At 62.0% G+C, this 21,103-nt stretch carries 19 protein-coding genes and 1 pseudogene; 11 read left to right on the forward strand and 9 right to left on the reverse strand.

Annotated elements, in window-relative coordinates:
• Nucleotides 1–35 precede the first annotated feature (35 nt).
• The 4 genes from F7D01_RS12890 to F7D01_RS12905 are packed head-to-tail and all read right to left on the reverse strand — an operon-like array spanning nucleotide 36 to nucleotide 3,242.
• A complete protein-coding gene (locus F7D01_RS12890; protein ID WP_215227880.1) occupies nucleotides 36–1,898 on the reverse strand; it encodes a copper resistance system multicopper oxidase in 1,863 nt (620 codons plus the stop codon).
• Nucleotides 1,899–1,953: 55 nt separating this feature from the next.
• Nucleotides 1,954–2,514, reverse strand: coding sequence for an RNA polymerase sigma factor (locus tag F7D01_RS12895; RefSeq protein WP_215227881.1), 561 nt, complete (start codon nucleotides 2,512–2,514; stop codon nucleotides 1,954–1,956).
• 6 nt (nucleotides 2,515–2,520) lie between these two features.
• Nucleotides 2,521–2,961, reverse strand: coding sequence for a periplasmic heavy metal sensor (locus F7D01_RS12900; protein WP_215227882.1), 441 nt, complete (start codon nucleotides 2,959–2,961; stop codon nucleotides 2,521–2,523).
• On the reverse strand, nucleotides 2,958–3,242 hold the full coding sequence (locus F7D01_RS12905; protein WP_215227883.1) for a hypothetical protein: 285 nt from the start codon (nucleotides 3,240–3,242) through the stop codon (nucleotides 2,958–2,960). The genes F7D01_RS12900 and F7D01_RS12905 overlap by 4 nt, the downstream gene beginning before the upstream one ends.
• Before the next feature lie 145 nt (nucleotides 3,243–3,387).
• Here F7D01_RS12905 and F7D01_RS12910 point away from each other — a divergent pair, with 145 nt between their 5' ends.
• The 9 genes and pseudogenes from F7D01_RS12910 to F7D01_RS12950 all read left to right on the forward strand — a co-directional run bounded on the left by F7D01_RS12910 (nucleotide 3,388) and on the right by F7D01_RS12950 (nucleotide 13,045).
• Entirely contained in the window at nucleotides 3,388–4,044 is a 657-nt protein-coding gene (locus F7D01_RS12910; protein WP_215227884.1) for a DUF2231 domain-containing protein, read from the forward strand.
• A 505-nt stretch (nucleotides 4,045–4,549) separates the two neighbouring features.
• Nucleotides 4,550–4,969 carry a DUF411 domain-containing protein gene (locus F7D01_RS12915; protein ID WP_371819610.1) on the forward strand — a complete coding sequence of 140 codons (420 nt, stop codon included), beginning with the start codon at nucleotides 4,550–4,552 and terminating at the stop codon, nucleotides 4,967–4,969.
• 20 nt (nucleotides 4,970–4,989) lie between these two features.
• Nucleotides 4,990–7,362: a heavy metal translocating P-type ATPase gene (locus F7D01_RS12920; RefSeq protein ID WP_215227885.1), complete on the forward strand. Its 2,373-nt coding sequence runs from the start codon at nucleotides 4,990–4,992 to the stop codon at nucleotides 7,360–7,362.
• Complete coding sequence (locus F7D01_RS12925) at nucleotides 7,359–7,775, forward strand: potassium channel family protein (RefSeq protein WP_215227886.1); 417 nt, start codon at nucleotides 7,359–7,361, stop codon at nucleotides 7,773–7,775. Before F7D01_RS12920 ends, F7D01_RS12925 begins: the two co-directional genes overlap by 4 nt.
• A 63-nt stretch (nucleotides 7,776–7,838) precedes the next feature.
• Nucleotides 7,839–8,350 (forward strand): annotated as a pseudogene (locus F7D01_RS12930) (DUF305 domain-containing protein).
• Nucleotides 8,347–8,844 (forward strand): DUF6692 family protein, encoded by a 498-nt coding sequence (locus F7D01_RS12935; RefSeq protein ID WP_251566855.1) that lies wholly within the window; start codon nucleotides 8,347–8,349, stop codon nucleotides 8,842–8,844. The pseudogene F7D01_RS12930 and the gene F7D01_RS12935 overlap by 4 nt, the downstream one beginning before the upstream one ends.
• Nucleotides 8,845–8,893: 49 nt before the next feature.
• On the forward strand, nucleotides 8,894–9,403 hold the full coding sequence (locus tag F7D01_RS12940) for a DUF2231 domain-containing protein (RefSeq protein ID WP_215227887.1): 510 nt from the start codon (nucleotides 8,894–8,896) through the stop codon (nucleotides 9,401–9,403).
• Between the two features lie 347 nt (nucleotides 9,404–9,750).
• Nucleotides 9,751–12,219 carry a membrane-bound PQQ-dependent dehydrogenase, glucose/quinate/shikimate family gene (locus F7D01_RS12945; protein WP_215227888.1) on the forward strand — a complete coding sequence of 823 codons (2,469 nt, stop codon included), beginning with the start codon at nucleotides 9,751–9,753 and terminating at the stop codon, nucleotides 12,217–12,219.
• Nucleotides 12,220–12,337: 118 nt separating this feature from the next.
• Nucleotides 12,338–13,045 (forward strand): PepSY domain-containing protein, encoded by a 708-nt coding sequence (locus F7D01_RS12950; RefSeq protein ID WP_215227889.1) that lies wholly within the window; start codon nucleotides 12,338–12,340, stop codon nucleotides 13,043–13,045.
• A gap of 196 nt (nucleotides 13,046–13,241) precedes the next feature.
• Here F7D01_RS12950 and F7D01_RS12955 read toward each other — a convergent pair whose 3' ends face one another.
• Complete coding sequence (locus F7D01_RS12955) at nucleotides 13,242–13,646, reverse strand: four-helix bundle copper-binding protein (protein ID WP_215227890.1); 405 nt, start codon at nucleotides 13,644–13,646, stop codon at nucleotides 13,242–13,244.
• A 265-nt stretch (nucleotides 13,647–13,911) separates the two neighbouring features.
• Here F7D01_RS12955 and F7D01_RS12960 point away from each other — a divergent pair, with 265 nt between their 5' ends.
• Both F7D01_RS12960 and F7D01_RS12965 read left to right on the forward strand, forming a co-directional pair.
• Nucleotides 13,912–15,189: a hypothetical protein gene (locus F7D01_RS12960; RefSeq protein ID WP_215227891.1), complete on the forward strand. Its 1,278-nt coding sequence runs from the start codon at nucleotides 13,912–13,914 to the stop codon at nucleotides 15,187–15,189.
• 1 nt (nucleotide 15,190) lies between these two features.
• On the forward strand, nucleotides 15,191–15,709 hold the full coding sequence (locus tag F7D01_RS12965; protein ID WP_215227892.1) for a DUF4142 domain-containing protein: 519 nt from the start codon (nucleotides 15,191–15,193) through the stop codon (nucleotides 15,707–15,709).
• A gap of 802 nt (nucleotides 15,710–16,511) precedes the next feature.
• Here F7D01_RS12965 and F7D01_RS12970 read toward each other — a convergent pair.
• The 4 genes from F7D01_RS12970 to F7D01_RS12985 form a co-directional block, all read right to left on the reverse strand.
• On the reverse strand, nucleotides 16,512–17,405 hold the full coding sequence (locus tag F7D01_RS12970) for a hypothetical protein (protein ID WP_215227893.1): 894 nt from the start codon (nucleotides 17,403–17,405) through the stop codon (nucleotides 16,512–16,514).
• Between the two features lie 129 nt (nucleotides 17,406–17,534).
• Nucleotides 17,535–18,368 carry a hypothetical protein gene (locus F7D01_RS12975; protein WP_215227894.1) on the reverse strand — a complete coding sequence of 278 codons (834 nt, stop codon included), beginning with the start codon at nucleotides 18,366–18,368 and terminating at the stop codon, nucleotides 17,535–17,537.
• Nucleotides 18,365–19,201: an META domain-containing protein gene (locus F7D01_RS12980; RefSeq protein ID WP_215227895.1), complete on the reverse strand. Its 837-nt coding sequence runs from the start codon at nucleotides 19,199–19,201 to the stop codon at nucleotides 18,365–18,367. Before F7D01_RS12980 ends, F7D01_RS12975 begins: the two co-directional genes overlap by 4 nt.
• On the reverse strand, nucleotides 19,198–20,997 hold the full coding sequence (locus F7D01_RS12985; RefSeq protein ID WP_215227896.1) for a hypothetical protein: 1,800 nt from the start codon (nucleotides 20,995–20,997) through the stop codon (nucleotides 19,198–19,200). The genes F7D01_RS12980 and F7D01_RS12985 overlap by 4 nt, the downstream gene beginning before the upstream one ends.
• Nucleotides 20,998–21,103 lie beyond the last annotated feature (106 nt).

Raw genomic sequence — 21,103 nt, forward strand, 5'->3', positions numbered from 1 at the left:
CGCAACGCCTAGCATGAGGAGTGCGAACAGCGTCTTCATTCGCTTTCTCCCACGCGCTTGAGATCGGGCGCGCCATCTCGCGCTGCCACCGTGACAATCTGAAACATCCCAGCGTGCATGTGATAGAGCAGGTGGCAGTGGAACGCCCAGTCGCCAGGCTCGTCAGGGGTCAGGTCGAACATGGCGCTCCCGCCGGGCTGGACGATCACGGTGTGCTTCTGCGGCTGTCGGTCGGGCGGCGCACCGTTGACCAGTTCGAAGAAGTGCCCGTGGAGATGGATCGGGTGCGCCATCATGCTGTTGTTAACGAGCTTCACCCGCACCCGCTCGTTGTAGGCGAAGCGTATCGGCTCTTCGCTGACCGAGGAGAACTTCTTCCCATCGAACGACCACATGAACCGCTCCATGTTGCCAGTCAGGTGGATCTCCATCTGCCGCGATGGGGTACGCAGATCGTCATTGGGCGCAAGCGCGACGAGATCCTTGTAGGTGAGCACCTTGTGCCGCAGCCCGTCGAGCCCAATGCCCGGGTCGCCCATCCGGTCGACGGGATTCATCGCCACCATGTCGAGCCCCGGCCCCACCTTAACGTCGGGCGGGAGTTTGGAGGTATCGCGCATGTTCATGCCGCCCATGTCCATGCCGCCCATCGGCTCGGGCGCGGTGGTCATGGCTGGATTTGCTCCACCTCCCATCGTTCCATGTCCCATGGCGGAATGATCCATCCCCTCCATGGCGCCGCCGCTACCTGCCATGCCGGCCATGCCTCCTGCGCCATGGTCCATCCCGCTCATCCCCATGTCGGCCATGGTTAGCAGCGGCGGGTCGCGCAGCGCCGGGACCGCTGCACGCGCGCCGGGACGGCTGGCGAGCGTGGCCACCGCCATGCCGGATCTATCCATCGATTCGGCGACGATGGTCATCGCCTCGCCGGTTGGCTCGACGACGAAGTCGTAGGTTTCGGCGGTGCCGATCTGGAACTCCTCAACCGGCACCGGGCGCACGTTCTGGCCATCGGCCGCCACAATATGCATCCGCGCGCCCGGGATGCGGACGTTGAAGAAGCTCATCGCGCTGCCGTTGATCACCCGGATGCGCACCCGCTCGCCGGGGTTGAACAGGAACTCCATCCCCTCTTTTGGACCGTGTCCATTGGCAAGGTAGGTGTATGTCGAACCGGTCACGTCAAGGATGTCGGTCGGCATCATGCGCATCTTCGCCCACATCCGCCGGTCAGCGCCGCTCAGCGGATAGTCGTCGGTCCAGGTCGTCTTCTGGTAATTGAAGTAGCCTTCGCCCTTCTTGAGCTTGTCCATGATCGCATGCGGCATCATCGAGGTGAACTCGCTCAGCAGCAGCACATAATCGCGGTCGGCCTGCACCGGGTCGGTTCCGGCGGGATCGATCACGATCGGCCCATAGTGCCCCGCCTGCTCCTGGAGGTCCGAGTGACTGTGCCACCAATATGTGCCGCTCTGGCGGATCGCGGGGAGATCGTAGGTGAAAGTCTGTCCGGGCTTGATACCTGGAAAGCTGACCCCCGGAACCCCGTCGAACTGGAACGGTACCAGCAGGCCGTGCCAGTGGATCGAGCTGTCGGCATCAAGCGTGTTGGTGACGTTGATCCGGACCGGCTCGCCTTCGCGAAGGCGCACAAGCGGTCCGGGCACGCTGCCGTTGACCGCTATTCCGTGACCGCGGCGGCCCTGCACGAGGCGCGGCCCTTCACCGATGGTCAGGTCGATGCTGGCGCCGGACACTTCGTCGAACCCTTGCCGGATAAGGCCTCCGTTTAGATCAGCGCCCCGCGCCCAGGCCGGGGTCAGCGCTGTCAGTCCGATGACGCTGGCAGCACCCGCGCCCGCGCCCAGAAAACCTCGTCGATTGATCGTCTGCATTGGATGTCCCAAAAGCCCGTGATAATTCGGGTTACGCACTAGGCCGCTTGTCCCCTCATTCAAAATCAAGTTTTTTTCTGAGTGTGCGGCGCGCACGATAGACAAGCGCCTCGGCCGCCTTCTCGGTAATCCCTAGAAACGCGGCCGCTTCGGCGTGGCTTCGTCCGTCTATCGCCACGAGGACCAGCGCTTCGCGAAGTCTCACCGGCAGCCTGTCGATCTCGGCGAACGTCTGGAGAAGCGCCTGCCTGTCCGAGGCCTCGGTTTCAGGCGAGGGTGCCGAATCGGGTGCGAGTTCGGGCTCCTGCGCACCTCCAAAGCCTAGAAATTGCGCGGCCTTTCGCCGGCGCAACCGATCGCGACACTTGTTCAAAGTCATGGTGGTAAGCAGCGGGAGTACGGGGCGCCCCGGATCGAACTGCGCGCGGGAAATCCACGCCGAGGCAAGTGCGTTCTGGACAGCGTCTTCGGCCTCACCATGTGCGCCGAGCATTCGCACGGAAGTCGCAAGCAGCCGCGGAAGATGGGGTTTCACCAGCTGGGTGAACGCAAGACGGTCCCCGGCGACAACCTTAGAGACCAGTTCCTGCTCATCGGTTTTGCCATGCCCCGGCACCCGGCATCATTCCGGCGGCGAACCGGTCAGCGACCGGGCAACCTGCCGGTCGAATTCGCGCTGCTGGTTCTCGTCCAGGATCTCGCGCATCCCAAAAACATGGCGCACCGTCGACTTCTGCAGCTCGCCCAGGCTGATATGAACCTGGTCAATAGCGGCGCTGACCTCTGGGCCGTATTCATGCTCGCGATCCATGGCAGCAGCCAACCCTGCATTCGCACGGCGTACGGCCAGCTCGAGCTGTGCGTTCTCGATCGCGTAGCGTTCTTCCAGGCGGTCCAGTCGATCGTCCTGATCCGCCGTCAGCTCGAGCTGTTCGTGAACGAAATCGTGAAGACCGCTCGGCCCGGGCGATGCAAACCACCGGTCGGCTGCCAGCGCGCCGAGAATCCCGGCCAGAGCAGCCAGCAGAATGGCGGCAAGGATCTGATATCTGGAGAATCTCATGGTGCGGCGTGGAGCAGTGCGGAAGGCGACAGCCGGGCGTCGTTGCTCAGCAAATAGGTCGGGCTCTGAGCATAGACCGGTGCCTGGACCGTACCGGCTCCCGCACCGAGCCCGACTGCGAACAGGCCTGCGAAAAGCGCTGCACGGAATGTCCTTTCCCGCCGGGCGTTCATCTCACCCACGCGTTCCCAGACTTTCTCCATGAAATCGTCGGGCATGCACGGCGGGACTTCGTGAGCAAGGGCTTCCAGGATTGAATCCAGCTGATGTTTGACGGGCATCTCGCGATCCTTCGCTAACTGTCTGCCTCAATACATACGCGTGGCTTGCGCTCTCCCCTCACCAAATTTTTTGAGGGGAGGCCGCTTGGCATGCGTAGGTGGCTGTACAGGCATTGTTAACGCGCCGTGAAAGGACACCGCCGATATGAAACCAGTCCATCTTCTGACGCTCCTTTGTGCGGCAATGCTGTCCGTCAGCCCGGCTCAAGCGCATGGTGATGAAGATCATGGCAATGCAGCGAGCACCCCGGCGGCCTCCGCACCCAAGCAAGACAATCATGATGTGATGGAAGCGCAGCCCGCGTCGGGGCAAGCTGAAGAGGGCCATGGCGCTGCCGGTCACGACGAGGCCGCGGGAGGGCACGACGAAGCCGGCGAAGGCGGTTTCGTCGCCGTACTCAAGAAGCTACACCCCGCAACGATACACTTTCCGATCGCCCTGTTTCTGATGGCGGCGTTGACCGAGCTGTTCGTCATCGCGCGACGCGGCGCTGGTCTCGAACCCGCGGTTCGGGTCATGATCTATGGCGGCGCGGCCGGCGCCGTGGTCGCAGCTCTCTTCGGGTGGATCCACACCGGCATCTGGTTCGGCGGTGACACCGTGATGCAGGTCCATCGCTGGAACGGGACTCTGCTTGCCGCACTCGGCCTGGTACTTGCCGTGCTCGCGAGCGGCCAACGGGACAGCCGGGCGCCGCTGCGTGTTCTGCTGTTCACCATGGCGATTCTGCTTCTAGGCCAAGGCTTCCTCGGCGGGGAACTCGCCCATGGGCCCGATCACCTTGGACTCTCCTGGATTTGAAGGAACGTAATATGCGAAGCTTAAAACGGTACAGATTGCCCGGGCTGGTTATGACCGGCGCGGCACTTCTTGGGTTGTCGGCGTGTGATCGCCAGCCTTCCGCTATTCCGGAAGGTGAAGCGGTACCCGCCGACAGCTCTACACCCACGACCGAGGTAGCTCGACCGGTCCCCGCCCCCGCTCTGACAGCGAATGATCGGTCGAACACGACCCAGGCCGACACTTCACCGGATCAGGCCAGTAATCGCGTTTCACCGACACGCGCGGGGGACGACCCCGCCTCAGTCAAGCCGGCAGCCAAGCCAGCGGCTGCGTCTTCGAGCCCGAAGCCTGTATTGAAGCCCACGGCCAGCCCCACGGCACAGCCGGAAATGGTCGATCCGCACGCAGGACACGACATGCAGCCCATGCCCGACCACGACATGAGCGACATGTGAAAGGAGTGAAGATGACAACCAAAGATCTGCATCAGCCCGTTCGCCGATTTCGCGCAGGATTCTCCGCGTTGTCCCTGACGATCCTTGCGGCATGTACCAGCGCGGCGCAGGCCGCGCCCTATGTGATGTTCCGCGATCCGCAATGCGGATGCTGCGAGGAGTGGGCCAAGCACGTGCGCGGTGGGCTCGATCATGACGTTACGGTTCGCGAGGATCGGCCGATGACCGAGGTAAAAGATCAAGCCGGCGTGCCCGACGCTTTGCGCTCGTGCCACACGATGGAAATTGAGGGCTATGTGATTGAAGGGCATGTGCCCGCCCGCGAGATTGCCCGATTACTTAGGGAGCGGCCGGAGGGCGTGCGCGGCCTGGCCGTCGCCGGAATGCCGCTCGGGTCCCCCGGCATGGAAGCCGGCGGGAGAACGCAGCCCTATCAAGTCGTTTCCTTCGGATCTGGCAGCGAAACGGTTTACGCTACCTATCCCTGACAAGCCGCAAGGAGATCAGAATGAACCGGACGAACGACAGGCACCAACAGAGCGAGTCGGCCACGCCGGGCACCGCCATCGATCCGGTTTGTGGCATGACGGTCCAAATCGAAGGCGCCAAGCACAGTGCCGATCATGAGGGTGCACGGCACTATTTCTGCTCTTCACGCTGCCACGACAAGTTTCTCTCCGATCCCGAGCTCTATCTCTCGGGAGCCCACCTGAATGCCGTGGAGGATGTGCCGGAAGGGACGATCTACACCTGTCCGATGCATCCCGAGATTCGTCTGCCGGGCCCAGGGAGCTGCCCTATCTGCGGCATGGCGCTCGAGACTGAAACGGTCAGCCTCGACGAGGGTCCCGATCCCGAACTCGTCGATATGCGCCGCCGCTTCTGGTGGAGCACGCTCTTTACAGTTCCCCTGGCCGCTTACGCAATGGGCGATCTGATCCCGGGGATAAGTTTCGAACGCCTGATCGAACCGGCCTGGGCACAGTGGGCCCAGTTGCTGCTGGCGGCGCCGGTGGTCCTTTGGGGTGGCTGGCCCTTCTTCGTGCGGGCGATCCAGTCGGTCAGAACCCGCAATCTGAACATGTTCACGCTGATCGGGTTCGGCGTGGCGATCGCCTATTTCTTCAGCGTCGTGGCCACGGTCGCGCCGGATATTTTCCCTGCGGCGTTTCGCGATCAATCCGGGCGCGTCGGGGTCTATTTCGAGGCGGCGGCGGTTATTACCACGCTCGTGCTGCTCGGCCAGGTGCTCGAACTCAAGGCGCGGGGTTCGACCTCCAGCGCCCTACGAGCGCTGCTCGAGCTCGCCCCCCCTAGCGCAGTCAAGATTTTCGGATCGGGCGACGAGCGCGAGGTGCCGCTCGACGAGCTGGCGACCGGCGACCGCTTGCGTGTGCGGCCGGGTGACAAGGTTCCGGTCGACGGCGAGATCGAAGAGGGCTCGAGCGCCATCGACGAATCGATGATCAGCGGCGAACCGCTGCCGGTCGCCAAGAAGGCCGGTGACACGGTCATCGGCGGCACGGTGAACCAGACCGGCGGCTTCATTATGCAGGCGACCAATGTGGGCAAGGACACGATGCTGTCCAAGATCGTCCAGATGGTCGCCGAGGCGCAGCGCAGCCGCGCGCCGATCCAGCGGCTGGCGGACCAGGTGACAGCGTGGTTCGTGCCCGCGGTCGTCGTCATAGCAATCGTCAGCTTTGTCGTCTGGACGATCTGGGGACCAGCGCCCGCGCTCGCCTATGCACTGGTCAATGCCATCGCGGTGTTGATCATCGCATGCCCCTGCGCGTTGGGGCTTGCTACGCCCATGTCGATCATGACCGGCACCGGCAAGGGCGCGCAGCATGGCATCCTGATCCGCAATGCTGAAGCGCTCGAGACGCTCGAGAAGATCGACACTCTCGTGGTCGACAAGACTGGCACGCTGACGATGGGCAAGCCCGATCTGGTTGCGGTGACGACTGCGGAAGATATCGAGGAGGCCGGGTTTCTCGCCGCCGTCGCAGGTGTCGAGATGGGCAGCGAGCATCCGCTCGCACACGCCATCGTCGAAGGCGCGCGGGCGCGCGGGGTGTCGCCTGTCGAGGCCACGGACCTCGCCTCCACGACGGGCGAAGGTGTCGAGGCGATGGTGCATGAGCGCCGCGTCGCCATCGGCAACGAGAAGATGATGCGGCGCGTGGGAATCGATGACGAGACCTGGCTCGCTTCGGCGGAAAGCGGCCGCAAACAGGGCCAGACGGTAATGTTCGTTGCGGTCGATGGTCGCCCCGCCGGACTGATCGCCGTCGCCGATCCGATCAAGCCGACCAGCGCCGCGGCCATCGCGGCGCTGCACGCGCGCAAAATACGCGTGGTTATGCTGACCGGTGACAGCCGGGCTACTGCCGAAGCGGTCGCGCGCGAGATGGGCATCGACGAGGTTCACGCCAATGTCTCGCCCGAGGACAAGCATCGCGAGATCAAACGGTTGAAATCTGAAGGCCGCCGTGTCGCCATGGCGGGCGACGGCATCAACGACGCGCCCGCGCTAGCTGCCGCCGATGTCGGCATTGCGATGGGCACCGGTACCGATGTCGCGATTGAAAGCGCCGGGGTGACTCTGGTTCGGGGAGATCTGACGGGAGTCGTTCAGGCCATCGTGTTGTCGCGCGCCACGATGCGCAACATCCGCCAGAACCTGTTCTTCGCCTTCGCCTACAACACGCTCGGGATTCCCGTGGCGGCGGGCGTGCTGTTCCCGGTTTTTGGGATACTGCTCAATCCCATGATCGCGGCCGCGGCAATGAGCCTCTCGTCGGTGTCCGTGATAGCAAACGCGCTCCGCTTGCGCGGGCTTCGCCTCCCCACGCTGGCGAGCGGCATGGCGAAATGATCACCGCGCTTCTCATCGGCGTTGTGTTGTTCATTCTGGGTCTTTCGCTCCACCTGGGGATGCTTCGTCTGGCCAAGCGGGTCTCGCCCCCCGGGCGAGCTCCACGCGGACCCCGCCTGGTCGGCGGCTCGCTGATAGTCCTTGTCAGCCATTTGGCTGTGGCTGCCTTGTTTGCGCTCGGCTTTGCCTTCGCCGCCAGTCTCGGGCTGGGGGGGTTCGCCAAGGAACCGTCGATGACTTGGATGGATTACTATTACTTCTCGCTGATCACGGTCACCACCGTCGGTTTGGGAGACATTTATCCTACGCAGCATTTGCGGGTGATCACCGGAATTGCATCGCTCACCGGTTTTCTCCTGATCAGCTGCTCCGCCCAGTACGTCTATCAAACCATGAGCAAACAGGAGGAATGAATGGCCGAAAATCAACAATCACATCCATCGGGAGGGGGGGGCGGTTACGTACGCTTCATGTCGATGATCGCGACGTCCACCGTCGTCATGTTCTTGCTGATGTATGCGAACACCTACAGCGCCGATCACATGTTCTGGAGCGAGACCCGTTTCTGGATGGCCTTCGTCATGGGCGCGGCGATGATGGTGATCATGCTGCTGTTCATGTGGTCGATGCACAAGAACAAGACCAAGAATTTCATCATTCTGGGCACCGCAGTGGTGGTCTTCAGCCTGGCGTTGTGGCTGGTGCGCAGCCAGTCAACGGTCACCGATACCGAGTACATGAAGGCGATGATCCCTCACCACTCGATCGCGATCATGACCAGCGAACGGGCCCACATCCGCGATCCGCGGGTGCGCGACTCGCCAAGGACATCATCGTCGCGCAGCGCCGCGAGATCGCCGAAATGAAATATCTGATCGAAGATATCGAGAGAAACGGAGTGCGCACCGCAGAACGGCAGCCGCGGCCCGCCGAAATGGCTCCCAAGGCCGCGCCCCTGGCCACTCCGGTAGAGGAGAATGCACAGTGATCCGCCTAGCACCGATTGCCGCACTTGGTTTGCTGGCGCTGACCGCCTGCAACCAGAACACCGATCCGGGGAACGACCGGGAGGCTCAACTCGAGCCTGCGCCGACACCGGCGCCCAAGATGGGCGCCGCCGAGGCACTGTCCGGCGTCGCGACCGGAGCAATCCAGCCGGAGACCATGAGCGATGCCGATATCGCGAGTCTGGGGGGAATGAGCGGCAAGTGTTCGCTCCGTCTGACCGCGGTCGGCTTCCCGTCGTTCGTCTACGACGATCCGCAGGGCACGGGCGTCATCAAGCTCAACGGCAAGCTGATCCCGCTGGCCTCGCGCGGCCAAGGCAAGTTTGCGGATGGAGGCCTGCGGGTCGAGCTGCGCCCGGTCGATCAGGAGTTTGGCGACGATGGCAGGCGCGAAGCCGAGATGATCATCTGGCTCCCAGAAGCGAAGGATGAGCTGGGCTTCCGTGGGTACGAGGTGTGCCCCCAGAAGCGATGAAGGAAGCAAACAACGCTTAATCGAAGGAAGGTTTCAAGGAGTACAGCCCATGCCGCCGGTTCATCCCGCCCTTGTCCATTACCCCGTAGCACTGGGAGTCGCCTCAGTCATCGCCGACACCGTCGCCGCGGTTGCAGGGTTTCCGCAGCTGTTCGTCCTTGGCCAATGGTCGATGGCGATTGCAGCGGCAGGTGCGGCCGTGGCCGCGCCGGCCGGGTATTGGGACATGAAGCGGGATGACCTGGCGCATGAGACGCACGAACTCGTCCACCTGCACATGAAGTCCGGTCTGACACTCGTTGTTGCGCTAGTGATCGCCGCGATCTGGCGCTGGTCGCTCGATAGCCCGGGACTGATTTATCTGGTGTTTGCCTGGATCATCCTGTTCGGCTTGGCCCTGCAGGCCTGGATGGGCGGCGAAATCGTCTACGCCCATGGGGGCGGGGTTGCCGCCGCTGGGCAAGGAACTGCGCCTGAAGAAGAAGCCAAGAGGCCGTCGCGAAGGTTCTACCGCGTCGTGATGGGAACGGGTAGTGCTCCCCGAAAGAACGACCAGTGATCGGCCCGGGTGCGAGATCCAGCTTGATCTCACCGGGCACCGCCCGGTTACAGGTCGGGGTCCTCGTTCTGAAACCAAGGCTGTTCTCGGTCTGGAGCGCGGCCCTCTGGGGCAGCAGCAGAACGTAGATAGTCTATGGTCCGACGGGGGAAAGTAAATCAGAGGATGGGGTGACGGTGAGAAGTCGCGCGAAGGCGCTCACACCCACTGACCGGCGTGCCTTCATCGTTACGCAGCGCTCTCGAGAGCCGTTGCAACAACAATCGAGCGAGGAGAGCTAGGCTCAAAAGGATGTAGCTAGATGACGGAAGGAAAGTTGGATCCAGAACAAGACTGGATCGAATGGCATGGCTGAAGTCGAACAAGGCGGCGCAACCCGTAGCGCCGGAATTCCTGCGCGACTTGTAGGCGGTCTCCTTGCGGTCGTCGGACTAGCCCTCTTGGCAGGTGGTGTCTGGCTCTTTCTTCTCGGCGGTTCGGCTTACTATGCACTGGCGGGTGCTGGACTTCTGGCTTCGGCCATCTATCTTTTCCGACTGAAAGTTGTCGGCGCGTGGATTTATGTCGGGGTCTTTGCCCTGACGGTTCCGTGGGCTCTTTGGGAAACCGGTGCCGATGCCTGGGCTCTCGTCCCCCGTCTGGTGGGCCCAGCCATCCTGTTGGCTCTCGTTGCGCTCGCATCGCCATGGCTTGATCGCGGACCGCGATGGCCCACGGCTTTGATGGGCGCAGGGGTCGCAATCGCTTCCCTCGGCATCGTTCTATGGGGAGCGGCGGAAGCCGGCCCGCATTCGACCAGCGCGGTGCGCCCGGCATCTCTGGCGCTTGTGGAGGGAGATAGCGTTGGCGACGACTGGCCAGCCTGGGGAGGGACCTATGCGGGTCAGCGTTTTTCACCTCTAAACCAGATCACGCGCGTGAACGTCGACCGTCTGGAAAAGACCTGGGTCGCGCACACCGGCGATCTTCCGCAGGGTGCAGCAAAGGGCAAGTACGCCGCAGAGACCACGCCGCTGAAGATTGGCAACCGGCTCTACCTGTGCTCGGCCATGAATATTCTGATCGCTCTCGATGCGCGGTCAGGCGCCGAGATATGGCGGTTCGATCCGAAGGTATCGGCCGCCGCCATTCCCTATTCCGCATCTTGTCGCGGCGTCACCGCGTACAGGCGGGAAAGCAGCAACCCAAGGCTCGCGATCGATGCCGCCGACCGAGGCCGTGGGCGGCCGAGTGATGAGCCGTCGCTCGGTGCAACGCGTTCTGAGGCCGCCTGCAGCCTGCGCATCATCGAAGGTACCCTCGACGGCAGGCTCATTGCGGTCGATGCTGAAACGGGCCAGCCTTGCGCTGAATTCGGGCGCAACGGTCAGGTCGATATCAAGCAGGGCATGGGCGAGGTGTATCCCGGAATGGCTGCAATCACCGCCCCGCCGGTGGTGGTCCGTGGCAGGATCGTCACCGGCCACCAGGTCATGGACGGACAGAGTAACAGCGCCCCCTCGGGAGTGATCCAGGCGTTCGATGCGGTCACCGGTGAAGCAGCGTGGGCTTGGGATATGGGCCGGCCTGGACAGACCGGACAGCCGGCACGGGGTGAAGAATTCACCCGCGGTACGCCCAACATGTGGACCACCGCATCGGCCGACGAGGAACTGGGGTTGGTATTCCTTCCGCTGGGCAACAGCGCGGTGGATTACTGGAGCTCGGACCGCAGCCCGCAGGAGAATGCGTTCTCGACATCGCTTGTTGCCCTCGATGCCGAAACGGGCCAGCCACGCTGGAGCTTCCAGACCGTCCACAAGGATGTGTGGGACTACGATCTTGGCAGCCAGGCGACTACCGTCGATCTCCCCGACGGAACGCCTGCGATCATCCTTCCCTCCAAGCAGGGTGAGATTTATCTCCTCGATCGTCGAACTGGGAAGCCGCTCCATCCGGTCGCCGAGAAGCCGGTTCCGCAGGGCGGCCTCGAACCCTCAGAGCGCGCGGCGACGCAACCCTATTCGGGATTTGCCACGCTTCGTAAGCCCTCTTTGGCGGAGCACGACATGTGGGGCATGACGCCGATCGATCAGATGATCTGCCGGATCCAGTATCGCCAGTCAGCCTATGACGGCTACTATACCCCGCCCACATCCGATCGACGCTGGATTCAGTATCCGGGATACAATGGCGGCTCGGACTGGGGGTCGGTCGCGATCGATCCCCGCCGCGGTGTGATCTATGCCAACTACAACGACATGCCCAATCACAACCGGCTTGTTCCCCGAGCGGAAGCCAACCGGAAGGGCTGGAAGCCGCGGGGGCCGAAGGGCAATCTGGGTAAAGGCGGGCCAGAAGGGGCGGGCGATGCGCAGGCAGGGTCGCCCTATGCCATCGACGTGAACGCCGGTTGGCGCTTGGGACTTACCGGACTCCTCTGCAAGGAGCCGCCCTACGGCGGCCTCCGAGCGATCGATATGCGATCCGGCAAAACGCTTTGGGACCGCCCATTCGGATCGGCTCGTTCGAACGGTCCTTGGGGACTGGCTCTGGGACTTCCCTTCACGATCGGCACGCCCAACAACGGGGGCGGCGTGGTGACGGCAGGTGGCCTGCTGTTCATCGCCGCGACCACCGACAACCTCATTCGTGCCATCGATTTGGAGACAGGCGAAACCGTCTGGTCGGACGTTTTACCTGGCGGAGGGCAGGCCAACGTGATGACCTATGCTGTCGATGGGCGCCAGTATGTCGCTGTCATGGCAGGCGGTCATCATTTCATGGAAACTCCGATCAGCGATGCGTTGGTCACCTATGCCCTTCCTGTGGAGTAGCGCGGGCAGAGTTTGAATGCGTTCGTTGGTCAAGTCGGCGGTTTCGCGACCGTGGCTGGTCTTCTAGGCCGTTTGCGATATTTGCTGAGACTCGAAGTTGATGGGGAAGGGGCAAGACATGGCCTCGCAACGCATGATGCAGCGCTTCGCTCGCTGGCACATCTGGCTCGGATGGGCGGTCGGGTTGCCTTTGCTGATGTGGACAGTCACTGGCCTGTGGATGGTCGCGCGCCCCATTGAGGAAGTGCGCGGCACTCATCTTCGCGCCGACCCCGCGGCCATCAATCCAGCCGGACTGCAATTCCCGGCAACCATCGGCAAACCAATCCGCGAGGCGCGACTGATCTCGCAACCTGGCGGGCCGGCGTGGATCATAACTTCCTCCAACGGGTCCCGGTTGCGTTACTCTGCCAAGCTGGGAACGGTTACGCCGCCGGTCGTGACGGAGGAGGCGCAGCAGATCGCACGGGCGGCGTACAGTGGCCCAGCGAAAGTCGACAATGTAACCTACTTCCCATCGGGAAGGGCCCCGCTAGACTCCCGTTCTGAAGGCTCGGTCTGGCAGGTGCGCTTTGCCGATGGCGCCCGCGTGTATGTGGACGCGACTACCGGCGAGGTTCAGTCGGTACGTACCAACCAGTGGCGGCTCTACGATTTCATGTGGGGCCTGCACATCATGGATCCGGTTACGCGCGAGGACACACACAATCCCTTCGTGATAGCATTCGCCCTTGCCGCTATCGCGGGCACATTGCTCGGATGCATCCTGCTGTTTCGGCGGCGTAAGGCGCGAGTTCGTGTGCCGGTGCCTGCTGCAAAAGAATGATGGGAGCTTGGCTGGATCCAGCACTCACATGGTCGAAATTATGCGGCAACCGATCATCGACAAAAGACGAGATCGGCCACCCGCCTTCGGAGCCTGCCGGAGGCGCCGACTGAAACTGGAAGCACCTGCACTCAGCCCCTGAATCCGAGACCCAGCGGCTTTTCTGCCGCGTCGCCTGGAACCAATCTCTTTATAATCAGCGTATGGAGCCAATTGCCTCTTCGCAGGTCTGCGCACATCGCCGACAGTGCTCAGCACAAATCCCACAATGCTCATGCTTACTCGCGTGCTTCTCGCACTCTTCCGCGCATATGGTGCAGGCGGTTTGGCACGCTCTAATCGCCGCAATGATGACCTCTTCGTTGCTGCCACTGCGGCGAGTTCCAACAGAGCCCGCAGCGAAGCACAAATCGGCGCAGTCGAGGTTCAGGCGAATGCACTGCCGCAGCATCTCAACCTGGTCTTCGGCAGTACATGCATCGGCACACGAGATGCACATCTGCGCACAAGAATAGAACTCCTGAGTGGCGCGAATGAGTACCTCGTTGGTGCTCCCTTGAACTGACGGGTGGGCGGCAATCATGGTGTTCATCTGCGACATGTCGATCCTCCTTTGAGTGCGAGTGGTTCCAGCTGGAATGCTCGATTCAGGTCCGAAGGCCGGGATTTGTTCCCATCAGGGGAGAAGTTTCAGTCGTCTGCAAGGCGTAAGATTGTCGAGCGGCGACGAGGGTCTCTCGCAAGAGTAAACCTATGATATAGAGCATGAAATTGCCGCATCCATTGCACGGCTCGTCGCACGTATTGGACATCTTTCCTCGAGTACCAATTTGACTCTCGTCAGGCACAATTCTGGGAGAGTTTTTGTGAGCTTCAATCCCCTTAAAGAGCGGGGCATCCCACTCGACGCGCAATTGCGTAACTGGTCCGAACTGAACACTGCCCCCTACGACAGTCGGGCTGTGCATCCCTACACCCGCTGCCGCGTCATCGCCATGAACGGCATCGAGGTGGAGGCGATCATTAACTCCCACCAATTCGCACGCCACACCGCTGACGTCGGAATCAAACAGAAGCTGGCGATGGTCCGCCGCATCGAGCAACAGCAGCAGAAGGCCGTCAACTGGCTGATTCCCGGCAATGAAAGCACGATCGAACGGACGATCGGCTACGAGCAGGTGGCGGTCGACCTGACCTCATGGCTGGCTCGACATGAGCCGGACCCGTACCTCAAGAAGGTGTACGAGTTCGCACTGCTCGAGGACTTCGATCACCTCTATCGTTACGCCAATCTGATGGACATGATGGGCGACCATCGCAAGGCGGAGGAGATCACCGGTGACTTGACCGAAATCCTCCCCGGCCGGCCCACGATCTTCGAGCACCGCCACCCGCACGACGAGTTGCGCCGTCCCATGACGCTCAAGGCTGCCGACACGCAATCGGTGATGAACGCGATCACCATCGTCGCCGCCGAGCAGCAGACGATGAACTTCTACATGAACGACGGCAACGTCCCCGAGGACCCACTGGCGCGCGGCCTCTACCTCGAAATCGCGCAGATCGAGGAAGAGCACGTCACTCACTACGAATCGATTCTCGATCCGACGCTGAGTTGGCTCACCAACCTGGTGCTGCACGAATACAACGAGTGCTGGCTGTACTGGTCCTGCATGCAGACCGAAGACGACAACCGCATCAAGGCGCTGTGGGAGCTTCACCTCAACATGGAGATCGAGCACCTGCGAACCGCCTGCGAGATGCTCAAGGACGTGGAGGGCGTGGAGGCCGAAAGCTTCCTGCCCGCACAAGGTATGCCCGAGCCGATGCGGTTCGAGCCGAACAAGGAGTACGTGCGCGAGGTGCTGCGCAATCAGGTGGAATGGACGGCCTACGACGCGAAATTCTTGCCCATCAACGACCTACCGCCTGACCATCGATACTTCGACTACCAGCGCAAGGTCAACGAAGGCGGCGTGCCAAGCGAGCAGGTCATCGAGCGGCACCGCGAGCAGTTGGGCGGTGAGTATCGTTTCACGACCGAGGGTGAGCATCCGGTCGAGCCGCTGCGTGAAAATGGCGACCACGACCGCTATGCCTATCACCAGGCAATCAATCGCAGCCCCGCACTCGAGGAGGCCTGAGATGGGTGAGATCAAGAACACGATGAAAGAGGCGCTTGACACCGTCGCCGGGATGGCTGGCAAGATGAGCGCCGCGGCCACCACGAGCGCCGACAGCTTCGTCGAGAGCGCGGCAATCGGCGACATCTACGAGCGGACTGCTGCGCAAATTGCAATGGAGCGCGCCAGCAATTTCGAGGTGAAGGCATTCGCCGCCAAGATGCTGGCCGATCACACCACCAGCACGCACCAGCTAGAGGCCGGGCTGGAGATGAACGAGACGCGCGGCGTTGCCGCACCGCCGATGGAACCCGATGCGCGGCGGACCAGGATGCTCGACCATCTGGCACAGGCGCCAGAGGAATCACTGGACGCAACTTACCTCGACCAGCAAGTGCTGGCGCACGAGGAGACCGCGACGCTGATGCGCAATTACGCACGGAGCGGCGACAATCCGCAGCTCGTGTCGTTTGCCGAGGGCACTCTTCCGGTCGTCGAGCGGCACTTGGCCGCAGCGAAAGATCTCCGCGCCCGAATCTAGCACATTCAGCAGGTTCCAATTAGGCGGTGAGGTCGCTTGAAATCCCGGCATACCCTCGTCGTCCGTGCTCTCGTCGAGGTGATTGCTCTCGATACAGGTAGCTTAGCAAAGCATGCTGCTCGCTCTCTGAGCAATGAGTCGAGATCCGAAATCTACGCTGGAAAAGGTCTCCGTCAGGGCTGTGGATAACTCCGAGGCCGGGGGTATCCTTGGGGGTATTCTAAGTTCCGTAAGAGAAGAATCGTTTAGATGTCAGTTCTTTACAGACAGGCTCTTGATCCCTCCTCCGCTACCAGGTTCGAGTCCCACTTTTGTGCGCTTGCGTCCGTATGCGTCCGGATTTTTCGACGCAAATCACTGACTGCAATGGCAGAGGTGCCATTACGCGAGTTCGCTTGAGGCCGTATGCGTCCGCATGGGTTCACCTGAAGCGGGGGCTTCTTGGGGGTATCGGTGGGGGTATTTTCGGCAGCATTTGAACCTGGCGATACCCCAGCTGCGATATCGAGGCGAACACCAGATTTCCATCAAAGCGCAAGGGCTTGGCGAAGACTATCCAAGCTCGGATTCTTCGCAAGGTCCCAATTCCTCATTGGAGTTCGAGTCCCGCGTGGGGGATCCTAACAGAAACGACCGAGTTGGGGCTGGGGAGGGGACGTCCGTCTCACTTCCTAATGTCCGCAATGCGCCTCAATCCCGGTCGTTGAAGCTTTGCTGTCGATCTCCTGGAAGCGGACGCAGAGCAACTAACAGCGAAGCCGGGAAGCCGTTTATTTATTCACACACTCACGACCCACGGCAGTCATGAGACCACGCTCAGACCCAGCTTTTCGATTTCCCAGCCATCGCCCCTGCGTCGAAGGCGGTAGGCGCCATGCTCCGCGCCGAGATTGCCGTATGTGGCACCGCCAAACCCTGCACAGAAACCGCGATTGCCTGAACAATCGATCCGCGCATCGATGAACATGGCTTTCTCGCCATTCCGGGCAAGGATTACGCCACCGTCGTTCCATGAACAATCGGCGTCAGAGAAGAGTTGTCCGAACCTGCGTGAAAGATTTGCGCGCGTAGTGTCACTGGACTCGCGCAGACAGAAATGCGCGTGCATGTCGCCTTCGCGCCTTTCGTAATCCTGCAGCACATAGGTGAACATCGCTTCCCGTGGATCAGCAGTTCCCTCGATGGTTCGCTTGGGCCAGCGCCTCCCGTCCCAATGCTCGTCGAATGCCTGTGAGAGCAGCATGTCGTCCGTGGATGGACCAGGCGGTGGAGGTGCTGGCGGATCGGGGATGCCGTTGGGTTTGGCCGGATCGTATTTCGCGATTTCATAGATCTGTACAGCAGGCCCGGCGCAATCGGCAGGTAGTTCGTCGCCGGTCAAAGCCACCAGGTCGGCATCGCGAGGATAGAACCCACCGCTGCCGCGAACCATCTCGCCTTCGCGGATACGCAGACCAGAGGTGTAGTTGTTCACCAGCCAGTCGCTCTCGTCGAGGGTCGCGACCTGCACGTCCTTGTCCGCCCACAGGATGAGCGAGCGTTGTCCAGGCGAATGTTCCAGATAAATGCATGACCCGGCGCGGGTGATCCGCCCGGAAACAAGCGCCTCCATGCGACTGGTGCCACGATCCTTCAAGATCACCGGCAGCGGAGATTCTACCGAGCCGGGCTGTTCGCCAATGTCAGGTGCATCCACCGGAGCGCATGCGGGGGATGCCACTGCAAGCAGCATACATGCCAATAGAGGACTGCGTCTTTGACGGGTGTGCCTCACCGTGTAATTTACCAAGGTGGGTTGCAATCTCATCCTGTCACAACCTCTCCGTCAAAATCCCCAAAATCGATTGCAATCGATCGGATCGAGCGCGGGATTGCGCAGGCGGCGGTCCGCTTCGCGCTTCGCCTGCTCGACTGCGCATTTGTTGGCGCGTTCCACTATCTGCTTTTCAGTCGCACCGCTACGTTCGCCGTAACGCCGAAGGGCGGATGTAAATCGATCCGGCGGATTGAATGGATTGCTGACGGTCGTGACACTCACAACTTTGTGGTTCCCGCAGGCTTCAGCCAAAGCCGGATCGGGTTCGGACGGTTCGCCAAACCAGCCTGTTTCGGCGGTCAGCCCGACACGCACGCTGCCCATCCTATTTGGCTCGTAGCGCGAACCGAACGCAAGGTATCCTTCCTCGTCCATGACAAGCGCGGTGGAGTATGGAAAAAAGACCAGCGGATCATCCGCACCTTCACGGTCTAGGAAAAAGCATCCGTCGCGAAGCACGATCGTGTGCTGGCTACCGAGATCAAGGACCGCACCGCGAGGCTCCGCGGCCTGCGGAAATGCACGGATATAATAGGACAGTTCGGGCGGAACGGCGAATCGTTCAAGCACAGGTTTGCTGTTGACCGGATCGGGCGGCAATTTCTCACCGAGATCGGAAAACGGCGGCGGAAGTGGTGCTTCGAGGATCGTGAGGCGGCCGCTTTGCTCCTGCGTGGCACCCGTCGGGATCGGCGCAGGCTCGACGCAGGCCGCCTCAGCATTGCCGGATTGCGTGACGATCCGTCCTTTATCGTCAAAGGTGCAAAGCAGTTGCTCCGGCCCGGATGGCGAACATGCCGCGATCAGCGCGGCGACAGGCAGTAACAGGACAACCCGTATCATCGCGCCCTGTCCCCCGTCAGAACATGCTCGCCGCCCGCGATAATCAGTTCGCCATTGGGCCCGATTAGATAGTGCGGATCATCGCGCATCAATTCGGCAAAGGCGGTATCCAGCGCGGCATGGTCTTCGCGGCAGTTTTGCTCCGTGGTGGCAATCTCGTCGTCCACCGACAAGCGATTAGCATCGGCCCGATGGGTTCCGAACAATGTCGCGCAAGACGCCAAACCCTGCCACGTCTCCGCCGCGAACTGCACATGCCGGTCACCGGGGCTGGAGCTAGCTGTTTGGCCGTTGATTGCGCGGATGGTCCATTTCGTGCCGACAAGGTCCTGGGGAACCACGCCGGAAACGGGGATACGCATCGGATCGGGGGAACGATCCTGCCCGTTTGCCGTGTCGCTACGCACCAGTTCGATAACATGATCGCGCGAGCGCAAGCGTAAATTTTCGCCGGATAGCCGGACTTGCGGATAGGCTCGGAACAGCTCTGCCACGGCGTTCTCCCATCTGCCGACAGGGTCGAGGCACGCCATCGCATCGCCGCCCCAGCTATGCACCGCGATGCGCCCCTGAGCATAGAGAGCCGGACCGCCAAAGCTGTTGCAGCCCACCGATCCACCTGCCGCGTCCGTGGAGAGAGCAAGGTAGGGTTCGCTGCCCGAAACCGGCAGGGTTTCGCCATCGATGCTGGTAATGCGCCACCTGCCGGTGATATCCTCCAGCGTAGGAACTGTTTCCCCGGCAGTTTCTGCAGCGACATTACCGGTCTGCTGGTCAGCCTGCGGGTTGCAGGCGGCGAGCGCCATGAACAGCAGAATGACGGGAAGTCTCATCGCAGAATATCCCTCAGGGTCACATCGCCTTCAGGGAGCGGCACAGTGTATTCGACGTCGGTCGGGCAGCTGCTGGTGCAGATGACATAGGGGAATGTATTCGCGTCGATCCATTGCGCGACCTCGGCAACCGCAGGTTCGGTGATCGGCGAGTCGTCCGGCAGGGGGTTGGGGCATGCAATTGCCGCGCTGCCCCAGACATTGTTTCCCGCATCCGGCTGCCTGCTCATCGGTGTGCAGCCATCGAAATATGCCACGACTCCGCCATAACCGTTCGGATTGCCGAAATTCGTGCTGCTATCATATTCGATCCAGAGCCGGGTGGGATCGGTAAGTTCCCTGTCCCCGATGCGAGTTACGAAATAGCGGCGAACGTCAGGCTGTCGGGCAAGCTCGAATGGCTGCCATTGGCCGAACTCCGCCATTTGCTGATCGACACGAAATGTCATCGCTCGCGCATCTTCCACTGTCATGCCAGCGAAACTCGCCGAGCCTAGCACATTCGCGCCTTCGACCGCTTCGGCAAGCCTGCCATCAACGATCCGCATCAGTGGCAAAGTCATCTGCAAAACGCGCGTGTCGAAGGACGGCGGATCGCCTTCCGTCAGGCGCCCCGCCAGATAGCCCGTGCGGCTTGCCAGCAGCAGTATTTCCTCATCCGGCTCGGGCGTGATGACGCTGGAGCGGCTCTTGCCCTCCAGCGGTGGCATCCGCACGATCAACAGGTCGCCGGTCTGATTACCGCCTCGCCAGCCCTCGCGCACGCGGTATAGGTAATCGAGCGACAAGCCATCGCCGCGATCGACGGGGCGGATACCTTCGTGCACCGCGCGCACGACGATGGGCGCAATGGCGAGGTTCTCGGCAAGACCGCGTGCCTCTGTGCCCGGAGCAGGCACCAGCCCCGCCTCCTGTGCCTGTGCGTAGTGCCACGCGGTCATTCCGGCGAAAGCAAGCGCGCGTGGATTGGCGGTGCTCTCCACGCCGGGCATTCCCTCGCCGCCGAGCCCGATGGCCCTCAGCGCCAGCCCGACGCGCTGTTCGGCAGGCATCGCTGCCGCCTTTGCGGCAAGCTCTACAGCCCAGGGATACGGCGCGATGGCCTCGGCATCGACGCCAAGTTCCGGGTAACGCGCGGCAGGCAGGAGCGTCGCCCGCTCTCTGCCGATCCTAACCGTCATGCGGGTCTCGACCGGATCGGCGCGGTAGCTGGCTTCGGCACCGAGCTTCGCCAGCTCGTCGCCCAGCGTCTGGACACGGCAGCGCTCACTCATCCGGTAGTATGAGCCACCCGTGCGCACTTCCCCGTCGCGGTCGGTGAACCAGCCATTGGCCGCAAAATCGCAGTTTTCCGCATCGACTTTGTATTCTGGCCCAAAGGTGACGCGGGTCATCTCCTCGCCGCGATAGGGTCTGCCGCGCCTGTCCGCGAGCAACCATTCACCGCGCACGAATTCGTCGCGCGGGACGGTCGCCGCCACATCGACTTTGGCGAACACCCATGTCTCGCCGCCTCGCTCGATCCGGATGGTGTCGCCATCGACCGGTACGATGCGCAATTCGCCTGCATCGAAGGGGGCGAGCCGCGCCTGCGGTTGGCAATGCTCCGCAAGGCTCGTGTAATCGTCCAATGCGTAACGCCCGTCGCCCAGATCGCGCAACTGGCCCTGTGTCAGTTCGCAACCGCTGCCAAAGGAGAACATCGGGCTCCAGATGGTGAGCCGGTCTTTCGGCGAGACGCCCGGGCCGGACACCGGCCGCCACTCGCCATAGAGCGCCTTTACGGCATCGGTCATCGGTGCGCGCGCCTCCGGTCCGGGAGGAGGTGGCGCAGGAGGCAAAGGCATATCTGCCGGTTCGCGCGAAGGGGCGGAAGTGGCGCAACCGGTCAGCAGCAATCCG

It is taken from the genome of Erythrobacter sp. 3-20A1M (assembly GCF_018636735.1).
Lineage (GTDB): Bacteria > Pseudomonadota > Alphaproteobacteria > Sphingomonadales > Sphingomonadaceae > Alteriqipengyuania.